This window comes from Luteibacter flocculans (genome assembly GCF_023612255.1).
GTDB classification, from domain to species: domain Bacteria; phylum Pseudomonadota; class Gammaproteobacteria; order Xanthomonadales; family Rhodanobacteraceae; genus Luteibacter; species Luteibacter flocculans.
Genome location: NZ_CP063231.1, coordinates 984,338 through 1,001,709, shown reverse-complemented (window position 1 = coordinate 1,001,709; position 17,372 = coordinate 984,338). Strand labels below are relative to the sequence as shown.

12 protein-coding genes are annotated in these 17,372 nt (G+C 65.6%); 2 read left to right on the top strand and 10 right to left on the bottom strand.

What is annotated here, in order from left to right; all coding sequences use genetic code 11:
* Positions 1 to 26 precede the first annotated feature (26 nt).
* Positions 27 to 2,519, top strand: coding sequence for a hypothetical protein (locus IM816_RS04320; protein ID WP_250339912.1), 2,493 nt, complete (start codon positions 27 to 29; stop codon positions 2,517 to 2,519).
* A 25-nt stretch (positions 2,520 to 2,544) separates the two neighbouring features.
* On the opposite strand, the gene tldD is transcribed toward IM816_RS04320, so the two are convergent.
* Complete coding sequence (gene tldD / locus IM816_RS04315; protein WP_425602610.1) at positions 2,545 to 3,984, bottom strand: metalloprotease TldD; 1,440 nt, start codon at positions 3,982 to 3,984, stop codon at positions 2,545 to 2,547.
* A gap of 179 nt (positions 3,985 to 4,163) precedes the next feature.
* Between tldD and IM816_RS04310 the strand changes: the two genes are divergently transcribed.
* Positions 4,164 to 5,360, top strand: a complete 1,197-nt coding sequence (locus IM816_RS04310) for a sterol desaturase family protein (RefSeq protein WP_250339911.1) — start codon at positions 4,164 to 4,166, stop codon at positions 5,358 to 5,360.
* Between the two features lie 3 nt (positions 5,361 to 5,363).
* Here IM816_RS04310 and IM816_RS04305 read toward each other — a convergent pair whose 3' ends face one another.
* The 9 genes from IM816_RS04305 to leuS all read right to left on the bottom strand — a co-directional run bounded on the left by IM816_RS04305 (position 5,364) and on the right by leuS (position 17,317).
* Positions 5,364 to 9,242: a YhdP family protein gene (locus IM816_RS04305; RefSeq protein ID WP_250339910.1), complete on the bottom strand. Its 3,879-nt coding sequence runs from the start codon at positions 9,240 to 9,242 to the stop codon at positions 5,364 to 5,366.
* Positions 9,243 to 9,272: 30 nt separating this feature from the next.
* The gene (gene rng, locus IM816_RS04300; RefSeq protein ID WP_072323192.1) at positions 9,273 to 10,760 is read right to left on the bottom strand and encodes a ribonuclease G; all 1,488 of its coding nucleotides are present in this window, start codon (positions 10,758 to 10,760) and stop codon (positions 9,273 to 9,275) included.
* Positions 10,761 to 10,815: 55 nt separating this feature from the next.
* Positions 10,816 to 11,373: a Maf family protein gene (locus tag IM816_RS04295; protein ID WP_250339909.1), complete on the bottom strand. Its 558-nt coding sequence runs from the start codon at positions 11,371 to 11,373 to the stop codon at positions 10,816 to 10,818.
* A 10-nt stretch (positions 11,374 to 11,383) separates the two neighbouring features.
* Complete coding sequence (rlmH, locus tag IM816_RS04290; RefSeq protein WP_250339908.1) at positions 11,384 to 11,854, bottom strand: 23S rRNA (pseudouridine(1915)-N(3))-methyltransferase RlmH; 471 nt, start codon at positions 11,852 to 11,854, stop codon at positions 11,384 to 11,386.
* Between the two features lie 7 nt (positions 11,855 to 11,861).
* Entirely contained in the window at positions 11,862 to 12,248 is a 387-nt protein-coding gene (rsfS, locus tag IM816_RS04285; protein WP_072322848.1) for a ribosome silencing factor, read from the bottom strand.
* 115 nt (positions 12,249 to 12,363) lie between these two features.
* On the bottom strand, positions 12,364 to 12,999 hold the full coding sequence (nadD, locus tag IM816_RS04280; protein ID WP_250340694.1) for a nicotinate-nucleotide adenylyltransferase: 636 nt from the start codon (positions 12,997 to 12,999) through the stop codon (positions 12,364 to 12,366).
* Between the two features lie 5 nt (positions 13,000 to 13,004).
* The gene (gene holA / locus IM816_RS04275) at positions 13,005 to 14,015 is read right to left on the bottom strand and encodes a DNA polymerase III subunit delta (protein ID WP_083527433.1); all 1,011 of its coding nucleotides are present in this window, start codon (positions 14,013 to 14,015) and stop codon (positions 13,005 to 13,007) included.
* A 6-nt stretch (positions 14,016 to 14,021) separates the two neighbouring features.
* Positions 14,022 to 14,573, bottom strand: coding sequence for an LPS-assembly lipoprotein LptE (locus IM816_RS04270; RefSeq protein ID WP_250339907.1), 552 nt, complete (start codon positions 14,571 to 14,573; stop codon positions 14,022 to 14,024).
* A gap of 2 nt (positions 14,574 to 14,575) precedes the next feature.
* Positions 14,576 to 17,317: a leucine--tRNA ligase gene (leuS, locus tag IM816_RS04265; protein ID WP_250339906.1), complete on the bottom strand. Its 2,742-nt coding sequence runs from the start codon at positions 17,315 to 17,317 to the stop codon at positions 14,576 to 14,578.
* Positions 17,318 to 17,372 lie beyond the last annotated feature (55 nt).

Here is a 17,372-nt window from a genome sequence, read left to right as displayed (position 1 = left end):
CGGCACCACGCAAGGAATGCACGCCCATGAACAGCCAGACCACCTCGCAGCCGACAGCCGTCTTCCGCGACGCCGCCGACGGCGCCCTGGGGTACGACGATCTTCTCAACCCTCCGGACCGTCCGACGCTCGTCACCGTCGGCCCCTGGGATTTCGAAGCAGGCGACAGCGTGGTGCTATTCGCACCTGGCAGGCGCACCGTTGGCATCGCCGAGACGCCACAAACCGCGGCCGGCGTCGAGAAGACCGTGTCGTTCTATATCGCCGGCAAAGCGCTTGCCGCGCTGGGTAGCGGCATTCACGACTTCGTCGTGGACGTCCTCAGGGAGGGCACCTCCGTTGCCTCGACGACCACCCAGGTCGCCATCTGGCTCGATCGACCCGGCATCGCCCCGGATGGAACAAACTCCCTTGCGACACCACGCGTATCGCCCACCGCGATCACCCCAACGACGGCGGGGGCCACGGTCAGCATCGATACCTACGCCAACATGCGAGCCGGCGACACCATTACGACTCGCTGGGGCGCCGCCGGCAACGAAGTCTCGCGCGTCATTACCGCAAGCGACGTTGGCGGCCCGGTCGACATTGCCATCGCACGAGCGCTCATCGACGCGGGAGGCACGGGCCAGGGCATCAACGTGAGCTACACCGTCAAGGACGATTCGGGCGACATGGCCATGTCGCCCTCCACTAACGTAAACGTAGCAGGCGCATCGCCCCTGAACCCGCCGACGATTTCCCAGGTGACGCTGATCGAGGGTGACTATGTACTGGACGTGGACGCGCTGCTTGGGGCACCGGCCAGGATGACCATCGCGCCGCTGGAGCGGGGCGACGTGATCATCGTGCATCTGGCAGGCACGACGGCGGACGGTCTTCCGATCGAATACACCGGGCCGGAGGTCACCGCCGCGCAGACGTTCAGTCGCACCACACTTCCGAACGACGTACTGGCGTCACTGATGGGAGGCGATGCCGCCGTGTGGTACGAGAGGAAGCGCGGCGATGCGGTGACGATGTCCGATCGTTTCAACTTCTCGATCGTCGGCAAGCCGGCGTCCCTCGTGGCGCCTGACATCCTCGAAGCGGAAGGCGACAGCCTCGACCCGGAAAAGGTGCTGGTCGCGGGCAAGGCCACGCTCGCCATTCCCTACAGCCCGCTGATGAAACCGGGCACGCGAGTTCGCTACCTCATGCACGGCACCGCCACGGACGGCACGACGATCATGTCCGAAGGGGACATCGACATCACCGCGACCAGCACCTTCCCGCTACGCTTCGACATTCTCAGCAACGAAATCAACGCGCTCAACGGGAGTACCGTCACCTTCACCTACAAGTTGCTCGTTTACAGTGGCGCGCCCGGAAAGGGAAAGCCGGTGCAATCGATCCAGGCACCCGAACGAACCTATCGCTTGCGCGACCCCACGCTACCCGTCCTGCCCGCAGCCATCATCTCGCAAGCGGACGGCGACACCATCGATCCGGCGAAGATAGACAACAATCTGGGCACGCGGGTGATAGTGAACTATCCCGGCATGCAGTCAGGCGATCGAATAACGCTCTATTGGTATGGCAGCATCGACAGGAACGTTTACAAGAAGACTCTCACCTCGCTTGGCTCCGCCTTGACCTTCCTCGTTCCGAAGGAACCGTTCCTCAACAAGAACGTCGGCAGCACGGTCACCGTGCTGTATACCGTCGAGCGAGACGACGAGACGTTCAATGCGGAGATCGCCGAGTTCAACGTCGGCATTCGTTTGCGCGATCTCACTGCGCCCACGATCGATGGCAGCGCCGCAGGCAAGCTGGACATCGGAACCATTGGCGACACCGTCATCGTCCGCCTTCCTGCAGGGCTCACGTTCCAGGCCGGCGACCTCATAAGCGTCAGTATCGGCGAGTACACCACGACCACGCGGCCAGCGACCGACGGCATGACCTTCGAGATTCCGGTGACCGAGTTCGCGCGCTATCTTGGTCAGCGCGTGCCCGTGATTTATACACTTACGCGCGGCGGCCTATCCTATGCATCCGACCCCGCCTTCTTGGATGTGGCTCGCACCGGCAGGAGCCGGGTCGCGTTGGATTTCAAGGAGTCGGGTATCTATACCGGGGCATTGCCGATCAATACGCCCATCTCGTTCGTCGGCGGCGCGGTGAAAATCACGGCGCTCGGTCCATTTGTAGGCATTGGTCAAGATAGATCGCCGACCGGAGACATCAGCCGCGGTTCGCTGTACGTCGCGGATACCGCGCGCGTACAAATCGAGATCGTCGGCGAGCCGGTGACACACATCCAAGTCGCCATCGTGTCCAACGTCCGCACGGCCTTCATTACGACATATAGCGACGACGGCACGCAGACGGAGACTTTCGCCAGATTAGGCTGGAAGGTCGAGCAACTCTTCGATCATACGTCTCGCTTCCCCATTCGACGACTGATCATCGGCGAAGGAGGCTCCACCATCGGCGACCACCATGTCGCCAATGTATTCCGGTTCGTACTGGAATAGCCCGGCGCACGCCGCGTGATGTCCATCACGCGGCGGTGCCACCCACGGTCATGCCGTCCACGCGCAGCGTCGGCTGGCCCACGCCCACCGGCACGCTCTGGCCATCCTTGCCGCAAACGCCGACGCCTTCGTCGAGTGCGAGGTCGTTGCCGATCATCGACACGCGCGTGAGCACGTCGGGGCCGGAGCCAACCAGCGTAGCGCCCTTCACCGGACGGGTGATCTTGCCGTCTTCGATGAGGTACGCCTCGCCTGCAGAGAAGACGAACTTGCCGTTGGTGATGTCCACCTGGCCGCCGCCGAAGTTCACGGCATAAAGGCCGCGCTTGACCGAACGGAGGATTTCTTCCGGGTCACGGTTGCCGGCGAGCATGTAGGTGTTGGTCATGCGCGGCATCGGCAGCTGGGCGAACGACTCACGGCGACCGTTGCCCGTAGACTTGACGCCCATCAGACGCGCGTTGAGCTTGTCCTGCATGTAACCCTTGAGGATGCCGTTCTCGATCAGCGTGGTGCATTCGCTCGGCGTGCCCTCGTCGTCGATGCTCAGCGAGCCACGGCGACCGGGCAATGTGCCGTCGTCGACTACAGTGACGCCTTCCGCCGCCACGCGCTGGCCGATGCGCCCCGCGAACGCGGAACTGCCCTTGCGATTGAAGTCGCCCTCCAGGCCATGCCCGATGGCTTCGTGCAACAGGATGCCGGGCCAGCCGGGACCGAGCACGACGGTCATGCTCCCGGCCGGCGCGTCGATCGCCTCCAGGTTCACCAGCGCCTGCCGCACGGCTTCCTCGGCGAAGGCCTGGGCGCGTCCGTTGTCGATGAGTTCGCGGTAACCGTAGCGTCCACCGCCGCCGGCATGGCCTTGTTCGCGGCGGCCGTTCTGTTCGGCGATGACCTGCACGTTCAAGCGGACCAGCGGACGCACGTCAGCGGCCAGCGTGCCGTCGGACGCCGCGACGAGAATAGTATCCATGGTGGCCGCCAGGCTCACCACGACCTGCTTGACCCGGGGGTCGCGCGAACGCGCGTACGCGTCTACCTCGCGCAGCAACGCGATCTTGTCTTCGTTCGGCAGGCTCTCGACCGGATCGATGGCGGGATAGAGGCCGCGCCCGGTCGCGAGCGACAGCGGCTTGCCCGCCCCGGCACCACCCTGCGCGATGGCGCGGGCGGCACGCGACGCCTCCAGGAGTTGCGGCAGCACGATTTCGTCGGAATAGGAGAACCCGGTCTTCTCGCCCGAGATGGCCCGCACGCCCACGCCCTGCTCGATGGAGTGGCTGCCGTCCTTCACGATGCCTTCCTCCAGCACCCAGGACTCGCTGCGCGAATGCTGGAAATACAGGTCGGCGGCGTCGATGGAGGGCCCCATCAACTGCGAGAACACGCGATCCAGGTCGTTGGCAGCGAGGCCGCCCGGGGTCAGCAAGCGACGTTCGGCGAGGGAGATCAGGGAATCCATCAGGTTGGCCGGCAAAAATTGATGAGAACCCCGGATGTGGGGCCGAAAGGGCTCAGCTTAAACCCTCGTTGGCCCGCAGGGATGCTCTGACCAAGTTCTCGCGATAACTTGTTCAGAGCATCCCCAGCGGGCGGGGCTGTCGTACGATGCGGCCAGCATTCACGAGGAAGGACGGGGTCATGAGCAAGGGAACCAAACGGGCGTTCGCCAAGCGGGTCGCGCAGGCGCCGGTAAGGCGCGTCGAGGCGGTGGTGGACGAGACCCGCGATCTGCTTCATCGCAGTGGGGAGCTTTCGCCGCGCAAGGCCATGGTCAGCACGGCGATCGCCCTTTCCCTGGGTTTTCTTTGCCTGCTCGCCGTCCTCGCCTTCCATTTTCCGCAGTACCTGACCACCCCCGACCTGCGCCACAAGTACTCTGTCGACGTGATGCGCCAGGTGCTCCTGGGTGGCCTGCTCGTCGCCGGAGGCCTTTCGCTGGCCAACGTGATCCTGGGCCGCCAGCGCAACCTCAACATCGCCGCCTTCGTCATGGTGATTGCCGCAGTGGCCCTCGGTGGCTCGCGCGTGCCGGTCGGCGAGTTCCCCGAGCACGTGCCGTACATCGGCCTCGACTGGTTCATCCTCGACCTGCTCGGGTCCACCCTTCTGTTCGTGGTGATCGAAAAACTGTTTCCGCTGTATCGCGGACAGAGCGTCTTTCGCTTCGAGTGGCAGACCGACATGAAGCACTTTGCGGTGAATCACTTCATCGTCGGCCTCTCGCTGCTGATCGTGAATTTCCTTATCCACCACGCCTTCGGCTGGATGGTCGATAGCGATTTCCAGCGCATGGTCGCGGGTATCCACTTCGTGCCGCAGTTGCTGCTGTGCATCCTCGTGGCTGACCTCGCGCAGTATTGGACGCATCGCGCCTACCACGAGGTGCCCTTCCTCTGGCGCTTCCACGCCGTACATCACAGCGTGAAGACCATGGACTGGCTGGCGGGGTCGCGCCAGCACATGCTCGAACTGATCTTCACCCGCGTATGCGTGCTCGCACCGCTCTACGTGCTCGGTTTCAGCGAAGCGGTAATGAACGCGTACATCATCGTCGTGGGCTTCCAGGCGGTGTTCAACCACGCCAATGTGCATCTTCCGTGGGGCCCGCTGAAGTACGTGATCGTGACGCCCGACTTTCACCACTGGCATCACGCGTCGGACGACGAGGCAATCGACAAGAACTACGCCGCCCATTACGCCTTCATCGACTACCTGTTTGGCACCGCCGTGACGTCGACGAAGCGCTTTCCGGAAAAGTACGGGGTGGTCGGCGATTACATGCCCGATGGATTCGTCCGCCAGCAGCTGTTCCCGTTCCGCCGACAGAAGCCCTGACGATCACTGCAGGGGCGGTGCCGTCGAGGGCTGCCCCTTGTCGATCGGGGTGAACACGGGTTTGTCCCAGCTACCGGTGACCTTGTAACGCTTGCGTGCCGCCTGATTGAGGCCATGACCCAGCAGCCCCTGCACAGCCAGGCCAGCGGCGGCACCAACCGGACCACCGGCCAACGCGCCCACCACAGGAAGACTGTTGCCGAGGTGCGGCACCACCAGCACTTCCTGGTCGTAATCGCGCGCCTTGAGGCCCGCACGTCCGGTGATGGTGATCTCGGCGGCCGGGCCACGGATCTTGAGGTTCTGAGTCGTGGCGTTGCCATCGGCGAAGCGGAAGTCGCCGGTGATCGAATCGAATCCGAAGCCCTTGCCCAGCACGTCGCCGAAATCGAGCGAGAGGCGCCTCGGCAGCTCAGTGACTGACACGAGTCCGAACAGCCGACCCACACCCGGCTGCACTTCGAGAATGCGTCCGTTCGCCACGTCGACCTTCAACGTGCCGTCCATGTTCGCCAGGGCGAGCGCCGAAGGTCCACCTGGCCAGGTGGCGTCGAGGCGCGCCTCAGTGCGTCCGCCCTGGAGAATGCCGGCGAAGCCCAGCGCGTCGAACATGCGTGCCACGTCCTCGGAGGCGAAATCCATGGCGAGGTGCGTGCGGCTGCGTTTCTCGTCGCCGTTCCAGTCGCCCGACGCGGTGATCTGCACGTTCTTCGATTGCGCACGCAACTGATCGATGTGCATGCCTTCGTCGGTGGGCCAGGTTTCGAGGCGTGCTTCGCCGAGACGCGCCTTGCCCAGACGCATGTCGGTGACTTGCAGATGCATGGGCGGCAGGCTGGCCGGGGCGACGCCCGCTTCGTTGGTTTCCGACGGGGTCTTCGGCGCCGCGGGCGAGGCAGGCGCCTTGGCGCTTTCGGTCTTTGCCAGCGCGGCAGCGGTCGCAGTGGCACTGCCGGCCACGGCCTTGCCCTTCTTTGCCGCATCCGCTGCATCGTCCGCCGAGGGCCACCACAGGCGATCCATGCGTGCGGTGATGCCGCGCCGACGCAAGTCGTCGTTGGGGACGGTCAACTGACCTGCCATGCCGTCGCTGTCCACGCGCAGCGCAAGCTCCTGCGGGCCGGGCTTCGCGACGATGTGCATGCCGGCGAAATGCTGGCCGAACACCTGGGCGTCGTCGGCCGTGAGGTCCAGTGACGACAGGCCCGGGCCGGAACCCCCACTGGAGAGCCCGACGACGTATTGCACCCAGCCGGAAACGTCCAGCGCCGAGGCATGGCCACCGAAGGCATAGCCTTGCGCCGGTAGCGTGGTCGGTGCCGTACTGCCGAGATTGAACGCCGCCGCGATGGGCACCTTGTCGGTGGGAAGACGCAGGCGTCCGCGCACGATGTCGCCGAGCGCCAAGTCAAGACGCGCGCCATCGACGGGGAGACCGACGGTCACGCTGAGCGGCGTGGCGACGTTGGCGGGTTTCTTTACCGGCGTGGGCATGGTCAGTTCCACGCCACGCAGATCGGAATCCACGCGCAGCGTCTGTGCCGTTTCGTCGCCCTGCCCCGTCTTGCGCAGATCGAAACCGACCTTGAACGTGCCCCGCCCTTTCGCGACGTCCGCGAGCCATTTCAGGTTCTCGTAATCGCCCACCATCTCGCCGACGGTAAACGCGCCGGTGACGGAGGCCGCGACCATGGACGAGGGATCGCCGGTCGCGTCCGCAATGGCGACGTCCAACTGCGCGGGCTGCCCATGGAACGACGTCTTCAGTCCCTTCGCGCTGAAGCCCTTGCCGTCGAAGCTCATCGGCCCGGTGATGCCATCCAGCCGAAGTTTCCATGCATCGGCGACGAGATCCGCGTCCTTGATCGACGCCTTGCCCTGCAAGGTGAAATCCTTCGCATTCTTAAGCGGCAACAGGAGATTGAAACCGAAGTCGCCGGTGCCGCCCAGTTTCATCTTGTCGAGCGCATCACGACTGCCACTGCCGACAGGGCTGTTCTTGACGAAATCGAGGTAGCTGGCACCCGTGCCCGCACCGCTGACACGCAGGTCGAGGATGCCGTCGGCAAAGTCGGGAATGGCTGCCGTGGCGGAACTGACCGCATTGCCGAGCGAATGACCGTCGCTGGCTTCGACGTACATGCCATTGTCGATGAAGGTGGCGACTGCCGAGACGCCTTCGGCACGCGGCCAGCCGGTGCCGTAATCGAGTACCAGGTCGTCGATGACGGCGCGTCCTTCGAAACGGCCTTCCTGGTTCTTGAACGGGAAGTCGCGCAAATTGCCGCGCACGAGTGCAGCGCCACTTTCGATGTGACCGGCCACCAGGCCGCGATTCAACCAGTTCTGGGCGGCCTCGGACATCGAGTGGATCGGCCAGAACAATTTCGCCGCGGTGATATCGCCGTCGCCCAAGGCCACATACAGATCGGCGAACGGTCCGCCGTCGCCCGCCGGCAAGACGAACTCGCCGCGCACCTGCCCGCCGTAGCCTTCGCCACGGAAATCCAGCGGATCGACGCCGATGTGCCAATCGCCGTCGTCCTTGTAGACCGCGATGTCACCGCCGAGCGACGACATGACGAAGGGCTTGCGAAACACCCCGGTGACGTCGAGCGTCGTCGCCTGCGTCGGGAGACTGAGCACGAACGCCTCGCCGTCGCCGAACAGCTCGCCCTTCAACGCAGACACGCCGGGAAGGCGCCCGCTCGCGTCGATGCCGAGGCCGGAGAACGTGGCGTGCGCAAAACGCACACCCTCATCGGAATTCCAGTCCGCGCGCAGTTGATCGAAGCGGCCGCGCGGACGGCCCTCGCCCAGCCAGCGCGCCAACGCGGGCGACATCTGCGGAAGCACGCCGGCCCAGGGGAGCAACGGTGCAAGATCGATGTTGCGCCCCGCCAGCACGCCGTCGCTGCGGTTGCCCGCGTGAGGAAGCAGCAAGGCGAGATCGCCGCCGTCGCGCCCCGCCCAGTCGATACGATCGCCATCGGCGCGACGATGCAGATCCACGATGCCGTGCAAGCCGGCGGTGCTGACCGTGCGCGCCGGACCGCGCACGGCGAGATTGTCGAGGTCCACGCGCCAGGTAGCGCGCACTACGCGCGCATCGCGCCAGTCGAGCCAGGATTCGAAGCTGCCCTTGCCGGCGGCGAGCGCGTAGCCATCGAACTCGAAGTCGCTGGTCAGCGCGGCGAAGTCGATGTCTGCGCCCTTGACGTAGACACGCCCGTTGGAGCCGTCCGTCGCGAACGTGCCCGCTGCCGTGAGCAGGCTGCTGACGTTCTCGCGACGCAAGGTGCCGCCGAAACGCGTAATGGCGCCCTGCATGCTGATGCGCAGCTGATCGGCGACGAGACCGTATTGCCGGTGCGTGGTTTCGTCGGCGATGTCGAGATGCAGATTGCTGAGCCACAGGTCGGCAGAAACATTGCCCAGCGACACCTTCTGCGTACCGCCACCGGCATCGAAGCCGTCGATACTCCACCGACCATCCGCCGCACGATGCAGGCCGAGGCGCAGATCGCGCAGACGCAGATTGATCAAGTGACGCGACGGCAGCACCAGGCCGCCGAAGTCCAGCTTCACCGCCGCCTGCGGGAGATGCAGCGGCTCGCCGCCGCCGGTAGAAGCGATGGTGACGTCGCGCATGACGAAGAGCGGGCCTGACGGACGCCAGAAGCCTTCCAGCGACGCGAAGCGCACGGGCCGCTGGACCTTTTCGCTGATGAGCGCGGCAACGCGCTCGGGATAACGGGCCGCCAGCGGCAGCAGAAGCTGGCCGAGCGCCATGACGATCGCGAGAGCGACCAGCAGACTCGCGACAAGACCCAGAAGCAGAAACCGCAGGCGTCGTACGCGATGGCGCCAGGACGAATTCACCGGCCCGGGCGCCGGCGGATCGCGCCGGGTTCAGAGAAGAACGACATCGAACTGTTCCTGCGAGTAATGCTCTTCCGCCTGAAAGCGAATGCTCTTGGCGATGAATTCTTCCAGCTCGGCAACCGCGGCCGATTCTTCTTCCAGGATGCGCCCGACCACCTTGGGGCTGGCCATCACCAGGAGTTTCTGTGCATTGAACTGACGTACGGCACGAGTGATCTCGCGGAAGATCTCGTAAATCACGGTCTCGGCGGTCTTCAGCGTGCCACGTCCACTGCATGCCGGACACGGTTCGCACAACTGGCGTTCCAGGCTCTCGGTGGTGCGCTTGCGGGTCATCTCGACGAGACCCAGCGCCGACATGGGATAGACCGTGGTCTTGGCGTGGTCCTTCGCCAGACCTTTCTCGAGCATGCGCAACACCTGGCGCTTGTGCTCGTCGTCGGTCATGTCGATGAAGTCGATGATGATGATGCCGCCGAGGTTGCGCAGGCGCAGTTGGCGCGCTGCCGCCTGCGCTGCTTCGAGGTTCGTGCGGTAAACGGTTTCCTCGAGGTTGCGGCTACCGAGGTAGCCACCCGTGTTGACGTCGATCGTGGTCATCGCTTCGGTCTGGTCGACGATGAGGTAGCCACCGGACTTGAGCGGCACCTCCTTGCGCAGGGCGCGCTGGATTTCGTCCTCCACGCCGTACAGGTCGAAGATCGGCCGCTCGCCCGCATAGTGCTCGATGCGGTCGGAAAGCACCGGCATGAACTTGTGCACGAATTTGACGGTTTTCTCGTAGGTTTCGCGTGAATCGACGCGTACCTTCTCGATGCCGTCGTTCAGCGAATCACGCAGGGAGCGCAGCGGCAGCGACAGTTCCTCGTAGACGCGCTCGCCGACCTTGGCCTTCTGGATGTTCTCCTGTACCACGCGCCATACCTTGCCGAGGTAGGTCACGTCGAATGCCAGGGATTCCTCCGACTGGCCTTCCGCATTGGTGCGAACGATGTAACCGAGGTGGTTCTCGCCGATGAGCGGAAGAATGATGTCCTTCAGCCGTTGCCGCTCGGACTCTTCCTCGATGCGCACCGACACGCCCAGCGTGCGCGAATGCGGCAGCAGCACGAGGTAGCGAGACGGAATCGACAGGTGCGTGGACAGGCGTGCGCCCTTGCTGCCGATGGGATCCTTGACCACCTGCACCACGATTTCCTGGCCCTCGTGGACCAGTTCCGAAATCGGCGGCACCGGACCGTGGCCGCTGCTCTTGCCTTCCACCGGCGCATCGGTCGGCGGCAGCGGCGGGCGGACGATGTCGGACGCATGCAGGAAGGCGGCACGTTCGAGGCCGATCTCCACGAACACGGCCTGCATGCCGGGCATCACCCGTTGCACCCGCCCCTTGTAGACATTGCCCACGTAGCCGCGCTTTTGCGCGCGCTCGACGTGGACCTCTTGGAGCATGCCGTTTTCGACGATCGCCACCCGCGTCTCACGCGGTGTGACATTGATCAGGATTTCCTCGCTCACCACGGCCCCTTTTCCTTGAGTCATCGTGCTTTATAGCCCGCGAATCGACGACCTGTCACGGACCGCGGAGGAGCCGGGAAGTTTCAAACAGCGGCAGGCCCATCACACCTGAATAACTGCCGGAAAGATGTGCCACGAAAGCAGCGGCGCCACCTTGGATGGCATAGGCGCCGGCCTTGCCGAAACACTCGCCCGTAGCGACGTAGGCGGCGATCTCGGCCGCCGAGAGCGGCGCGAAGCGCACCGTGGACACGGACACCGCCTCCCGTGCGCCCGTCGCATCCACCAGCCATACCGCCGATACCACGCGATGTTCGTGGCCGGCGAGGCGCGCCAGCATGGCGGCTGCGTCGTCGGCGTCGCGCGGTTTGCCGAACACTTCGTCGCCGAGCACCACCTCGGTGTCCGCGCCCAATACGCGCGCATCCGGCTCACCGGCAACGCGCGCAAAGCCGGCGCGTGCCTTGTCGAGCGCCACGCGCGAGACGTAGGCATCGGGCGATTCGCTCGTCTGGCGGATCTCTTCGACGTCTACCTCCAGCGTCCGATGGCTCACGCCGAGCTGATCCAGCAGCTCGCGTCGACGTGGGGATTGCGAAGCCAGGTAAAGCACGTCGTTTCCTTCAGGCGCGGTGGTAGGGATGGCCGGCGACCAACGTCGTGGCGCGATACAACTGCTCCGCCAGAACGAGCCGAACGAGCATGTGCGGCAAGGTCAGCGGTCCGAGGGACCAGGTCTGGTCGGCACGTGCGAGCACGTCGGGCGCATGGCCGTCAGGGCCACCGATCAGGAAGGCGAGGTCACGCCCGCCCATCCGCCACTGCTGGAGTTGCTGGCCGAGGTCTTCGCTGGACCACAGCTTGCCGCGGCCATCGAGGGCCACGACGTGGATGTCGCGCGGCAAGGCCGCGAGGATCGCTACACCTTCGTCGAGGATTGCCTTCGCATCGTCGCGACCCTTGCCGCGCGCGCCGGGCTTGATCTCGACCAGTTCGAGCGGAAGCTCGTGCGACAGCCGCTTGCGGTACTCGGCGAAGCCTTCGGCCACCCAGGCCGGCATGCGTTCGCCGACGGCGATGAGGCGAGCCCGCACGGCGGGCTCAGGCGTTCGCGGCTTCGGCGCCGTCGTCGCCGACGGTCCAGAGACGTTCCAGGCCGTAGAACTCGCGAATACGCGGCATCATCACGTGAACGATGATGTCGCCAAGGTCGACGAGCACCCATTCGGCTTCGGTCTGGCCTTCGACGCCAAGCGGCATCACGCCCGCTTCCTTGGCGAACTTGATCACTTCGTCGGCGATCGACTTGACGTGGCGGGCCGAGGTGCCCGACGCGATGAACAGGATATCGGCGATGGAGGTCTTGCCGCGGACGTCGATTTCGCGGACATCCTTGGCCTTGAGATCTTCGAGGGCTGCAACCACGCGCTGGCGCAGGTGCTCGTTACTGGCGGCGGACTTGGCCTTGCGGGATGCGGTCGAACTCAAGATGCGGAACCCTCTCACGGCGGAATGCCGGGGTTGGCGGGAGTATACCCCCCGCCCGGTCGGGTCGCGTCAAATGCCGAGGCAGGTTTTCGGCCCCACGCAAGCGGCGAGGGCCCTATACCGAGGCCAGCGCCCGGTACGGCGCGAGCAGCGTCTCATCCTCGAAACACGCCGACGGCAACAGGAAACGCGGCTCGCGTCCCGCCGCGAACGTCTCGCGAATGGCGGTGGCGGCGATGTCCAGGGGCGTGATGGCGATCCCGATCACGCTGCCGGCCGGCCCTTCGACGTGCGGCGCACGGCGGTCAGCCACGTATTCGGCCAGGGGATCGGATAAGGCGTGGGCCGCGCCCGGACGGGTGAGTACACCCACGTGGGCCAGAGTGAACAAGTCGCGCCAGCGGTGCCAGGACGCCAGGCCAGCGAACGCGTCCATGCCCACGAGCAGCACGAGGGGGCGTTCCGGCCCCATCTCGTCGCGCAGGGACGCCAGGGTGTCCACGGTGTAAGACGGGCCCTCGCGCTCGAGCTCGCGGGTGTCGATGGAGAGACGGTGCTGTCCGGAAAGCGCAGCGCGCAGCAAGGCCACGCGCCCCGCTGCGTCGGCGACCGGCGGCGGCCGGTGCGGGGGCGTACGCGCGGGAACCATGCGGACTTCGGCGTCCAGCGCTTCCGCGGCTTCCCACGCGGCACGCAGATGGCCGTGGTGGATGGGATCGAAGGTGCCGCCGAGGATGGCGAGCGGACGCATGCCGCTCATGCGAATGCCGTGGCCGCGCGCGGTTCGGCAATGGCGGCGATCAGCCGCTCCGCTTCGAGCCATGCATCGCCCTGCTCGCGCCCCTTGGCCATGCGATCGATCCGCGCGGCGCGAGCGAGGCAGGCCATCCAGTGTTCACGTGGCGCACGACGCAGCGCCTTGCGGAAAAGCTGCTCACGCGCGGGCCACAGGCGCTCGATCTTCGCCTGCGCCGAGACATCGCGGGCGTTGGCGAGGCGCATCGCCAATTGCAATTGGTTCACCAGCCAGCCCATCAGCGCGATCAGTTCGTCGCCCTCGGCCCGCAACCCGGCAAGAATGCGCAACGCGCGGCCGCCTTCGCCAGCGAAAGCGGCATCGGTGAGCTTGAACGCGTCGAAGCGGGCGCTGTCCGCCACCAGGCCTTCCAGCGTCGCGGCGTCGAGCGGGCGGTCGCCGGCAAGCACCACGAGCTTGTCGATTTCCTGGGCAGCGGCGAGCAGGTTGCCTTCCACGCGCTCGGCCAGCATCGCCACCGCGTCCGGCGTGGCCTTGAGGCCGCGCGAGGCGAGCCGCGAGCCGACCCATGCCGTCCACTCGTGCGGCCGGGGCGCGTTGAACACGACCTGGATACCGCCCTGATCCACGTTCTTCGTCCAGGCGGATTCGTGCTTGCTGCTCCACTCGGTGGCGGTGATCAGCAAGGTGGTGTCGGGCGGCGGATCGCCGACGAAGGCCGTGATGGCCGCACCGCCATCCTTGCCGGCACGACCGCCAGCGAGCCGCAGGTCGAGCAGGCGCTGCGTCGCGAACAGCGACAGCCCCGCAGACGCACGAGCAAGATCGTCCCAGTCGAACCGGCTATCGGCTTCGAGTACCTCGCGCTCCGCGTAGCCGAGCCGGCGCGCCATGGCGCGCACGGCATCGGCCGCTTCGAGTACGAGCAATTCCTCGCCCACCAGCAGATACACCGGCGCCATGCGGTCGCCGGCCAGATGTTTCTGCCACTGGGACGGATTGAGCGGCACCAGCGGTCAGTTCGACGAGGCGGGCGCCTGCGCAGGCGCTGCCAGGGCGGGATGCGCGCCGGCGGCCTGCAGACGGAACAGGATCGCCTGGACCATGTCGCCAATCAGGCTGCGCTGCAGTTCCTCGGTCTGGCTCGCGGTACCGATGGTGTTGGTGGCGTCGTAGCTGAACTCGCGCGACATGTCGACCGACTGCGGCGCAATGATCACCGTGCCATCGCTCGCCTTGGCGTTGAAGTCCACGTGGTAGCGCACCGCGTATTCCGTCACGCGCGCGGTGCCGCTCACCGTGAGCGAGTCGGTACGGAAGGTGTTGGACGTGATCGCGAGTTCGGCGGCATCGGTCGCCGGCTTGTCCACCACCGTGACGTCCGAATTCTCCAGCGCACGGGTCAGCTCGCGCTCGAGGCGTCCTCCGCCCGACACGGTGAGGTGGATCTTTTTCATCCCCGGCGGCAGAGCGGCACTGTGACGAAGGTGAAAACCACAGGCGCTGACCAGCGCCACGACGGAGACAAGCGCGGCGACGCGAAGCGAACGAAGGAGGTTCGGGCTCATGGTTATCCTGCGACGATGTTGACGATCTTGCCGGGCACGACGATCACCTTGCGCACGGTCTGTCCCTCCAGAAGGCGGGCCACGTTCGGTTCCGCCCGTGCCATGGCTTCCGCCTCGTCCTTCGAGGCCGCGGCCGGCACCTCGATGGTAGCGCGAAGCTTGCCGTTCACCTGAACCGCGTAGGTCAGCGAATCGCGGACCAGGGCTGCCGGGTCCACCTGCGGCCAGCCGGCGTCCTCGACCAGCGTCTCGCCATGGCCGAGCACCTGCCACAGCGCATGCGCCATGTGCGGGGTGAACGGGTTGATGAGCTGGACCATCGCCGTGAAGGCTTCCTGCCGCAACGCCACGCCCTCGCTGCTCGTGTCCTCGAACTTGCCGAGCGCGTTCAGCAGCTCCATCAGTGCGGCGATGGCGGTGTTGAACGACTGGCGGCGGCCGATGTCGTCGCCGACCTTCTGGATGGTCTCGTGCAACTGGCGGCGCAGCGCCTTGCGGGCGCCCTCACCGGCCGGGTGCGTCGCCGTGGGCACGGCCTCGGCGTGCGCGTTGACGTCGCGCCACAGGCGACGCAGGAAACGCGCCATGCCTTCCACACCCGCCTCGTTCCATTCCAGCGACTGATCCGGCGGTGCGGCGAACATGGAGAACAGGCGCACCGTATCGGCACCGTACTTCTCCACCATCGACTGCGGGTCCACGCCGTTGTTCTTCGACTTGGACATCTTCTCGACGCCGCCGATTTCCACCGGCTGCCCATCGGCGCGCAGCACGGCGCCGACGATGCGCGCGCGCTCGTCGCGCTGCACGTCCACGTCGGCCGGATTGAACCATGTGGACGAGCCGTCGGCTTCCTTCCGGTAGTAGGTCTCGGCGATGACCATGCCCTGGCAGAGCAGATTGACGGCCGGCTCGTCGCTCTGCACCAGCCCTTCGTCACGCATGAGCTTGTGATAGAAGCGGAAGTACAGCAGATGCAGGATCGCGTGCTCGATGCCGCCGATGTACTGGTCGACGGGCGTCCAGTAGTTCGCGCGTTCGTCGACCTGCCCCTTCGCGCCCGGGCTCGTATAGCGCGCGTAGTACCAGCTCGACTCCATGAAGGTGTCGAACGTATCGGTCTCGCGTTCGGCAGGGCCCCCGCAGCTCGGGCAGGTGGTCTTGCGCCACTCGGGATCGGCCTTGATCGGCGACTGCACGCCGGAGAATTCCACGTCTTCCGGCAGGATCACCGGCAACTGGTCTTCCGGCACCGGCACCGCGTCGCAGGTCGGGCAGTAGATGACCGGGATCGGGCAACCCCAGTAGCGCTGGCGGCTGACGCCCCAGTCGCGGATGCGCCAGTTCACCCGGCGCTCGCCTCGGCCCTGGGCTTCGAGCCGGGCGGCGATGGCGTCGAAGGCTTCCTTGAAGTCCATGCCATCGAACGGGCCGGAATGAATCAGCGTGCCGTAATCGGTGTACGCACCCACGGTCTGGATGCGGTTTTCGAAGTCCTTGATCGTGTCGACGGCAGCGGACGACTGATACGCATCCGAGGAACCGCCATCCAGTGCGTTCTGCACGGTGTCGGTGCCTTCGGCCGCGAGATCGCGCTTCAGTTCCGCCACGGCGTCCACGAAGGCGCGGTCGACCACCACCATCTTGATCGGCAGGGAATACTTCTGCGCGAACTCCCAATCGCGCTGGTCGTGGCCTGGCACCGCCATGACCGCGCCGGTGCCGTAACCCATCAGCACGAAGTTGGCGACCCACACCGGCACTTTTTCACCCGTGAGCGGATGCGTCGCATCCACGCCGGTGTAGTAGCCACGCTTCTCCTGGGTTTCCAGTTCGGCCTCGGACACGCCGCCGGACTTGCAGCTCTCGATGAATTCGGCCAAGCCCGGGTTGGACAGCGCAGCACGCGTCGCGATCGGATGCTCCGCCGCCACGGCGACATACGACACGCCCATGAGCGTATCGGGCCGCGTGGTGAACACGGTCAGCGGCTCGCTCTGCCCATCCACGTCGAAGGAGATCTCCAGACCCTCGGAACGGCCCAGCCAGTTGCGCTGCATGGTCTTGACCGCTTCCGGCCAGCCCGGCAGCGCGTCGAGACCATCGAGCAGTTCCTGCGCATAAGCGGTGATCTTCAGGAACCACTGCGGGATCTCACGCTTCTCGACGATGGCGCCGGAGCGCCAGCCGCGGCCGTCGATCACCTGCTCGTTGGCGAGCACGGTCTGATCGACCGGGTCCCAGTTCACGACGCTGTTCTTGCGGTACACCAGGCCCTTCTTCATCAGCCGGGTGAACATCTGCTGCTCCCAGCGGTAGTACTCGGGATCGCAGGTGGTGACCTCACGGGTCCAGTCGTACGCGAAACCCATGCGCTTCAACTGCTCGCGCATGTGATCGATGTTCTTGTACGTCCACTTGGCCGGCGCCGTGCGGTTCTTGATCGCGGCATTCTCGGCCGGCAGGCCGAAGGCATCCCAGCCCATCGGCTGCAACACGTTCTTCCCCTGCTGGCGCTGGAAGCGGCTGATCACGTCGCCGATGGTGTAGTTGCGCACGTGTCCCATGTGCAGGGCTCCCGACGGGTACGGGAGCATCGACAGGCAGTAGTACTTCGGCTTGCCCGGGTCCTCGGTCACCTCGAAGGCGCGGGTCTCGTTCCAAAAGCGCTGTGCGGCCGTCTCGACGACGTCCGGGGCGTAGCCGCCCTGCTCGCGCGTGCCCTGATCGTGGGTGTCCTGCATGGTGTTCGGTACCGGTGGAAATCGTGGGGTGGCCGCCAGCGAAGAACGCGGCGGT

Coding starts and splice junctions, on each gene's coding strand:
- IM816_RS04320 (WP_250339912.1), top strand. CDS start 27: ATGAACAGCCAGACCACCTCGCAGCCGACAGCCGTCTTCCGCGACGCC.
- tldD (WP_425602610.1), bottom strand. CDS start 3,984: ATGGATTCCCTGATCTCCCTCGCCGAACGTCGCTTGCTGACCCCGGGC.
- IM816_RS04310 (WP_250339911.1), top strand. CDS start 4,164: ATGAGCAAGGGAACCAAACGGGCGTTCGCCAAGCGGGTCGCGCAGGCG.
- nadD (WP_250340694.1), bottom strand. CDS start 12,999: ATGCGTCCGCTCGCCATCCTCGGCGGCACCTTCGATCCCATCCACCAC.
- IM816_RS04270 (WP_250339907.1), bottom strand. CDS start 14,573: ATGAGCCCGAACCTCCTTCGTTCGCTTCGCGTCGCCGCGCTTGTCTCC.
- leuS (WP_250339906.1), bottom strand. CDS start 17,317: ATGCAGGACACCCACGATCAGGGCACGCGCGAGCAGGGCGGCTACGCC.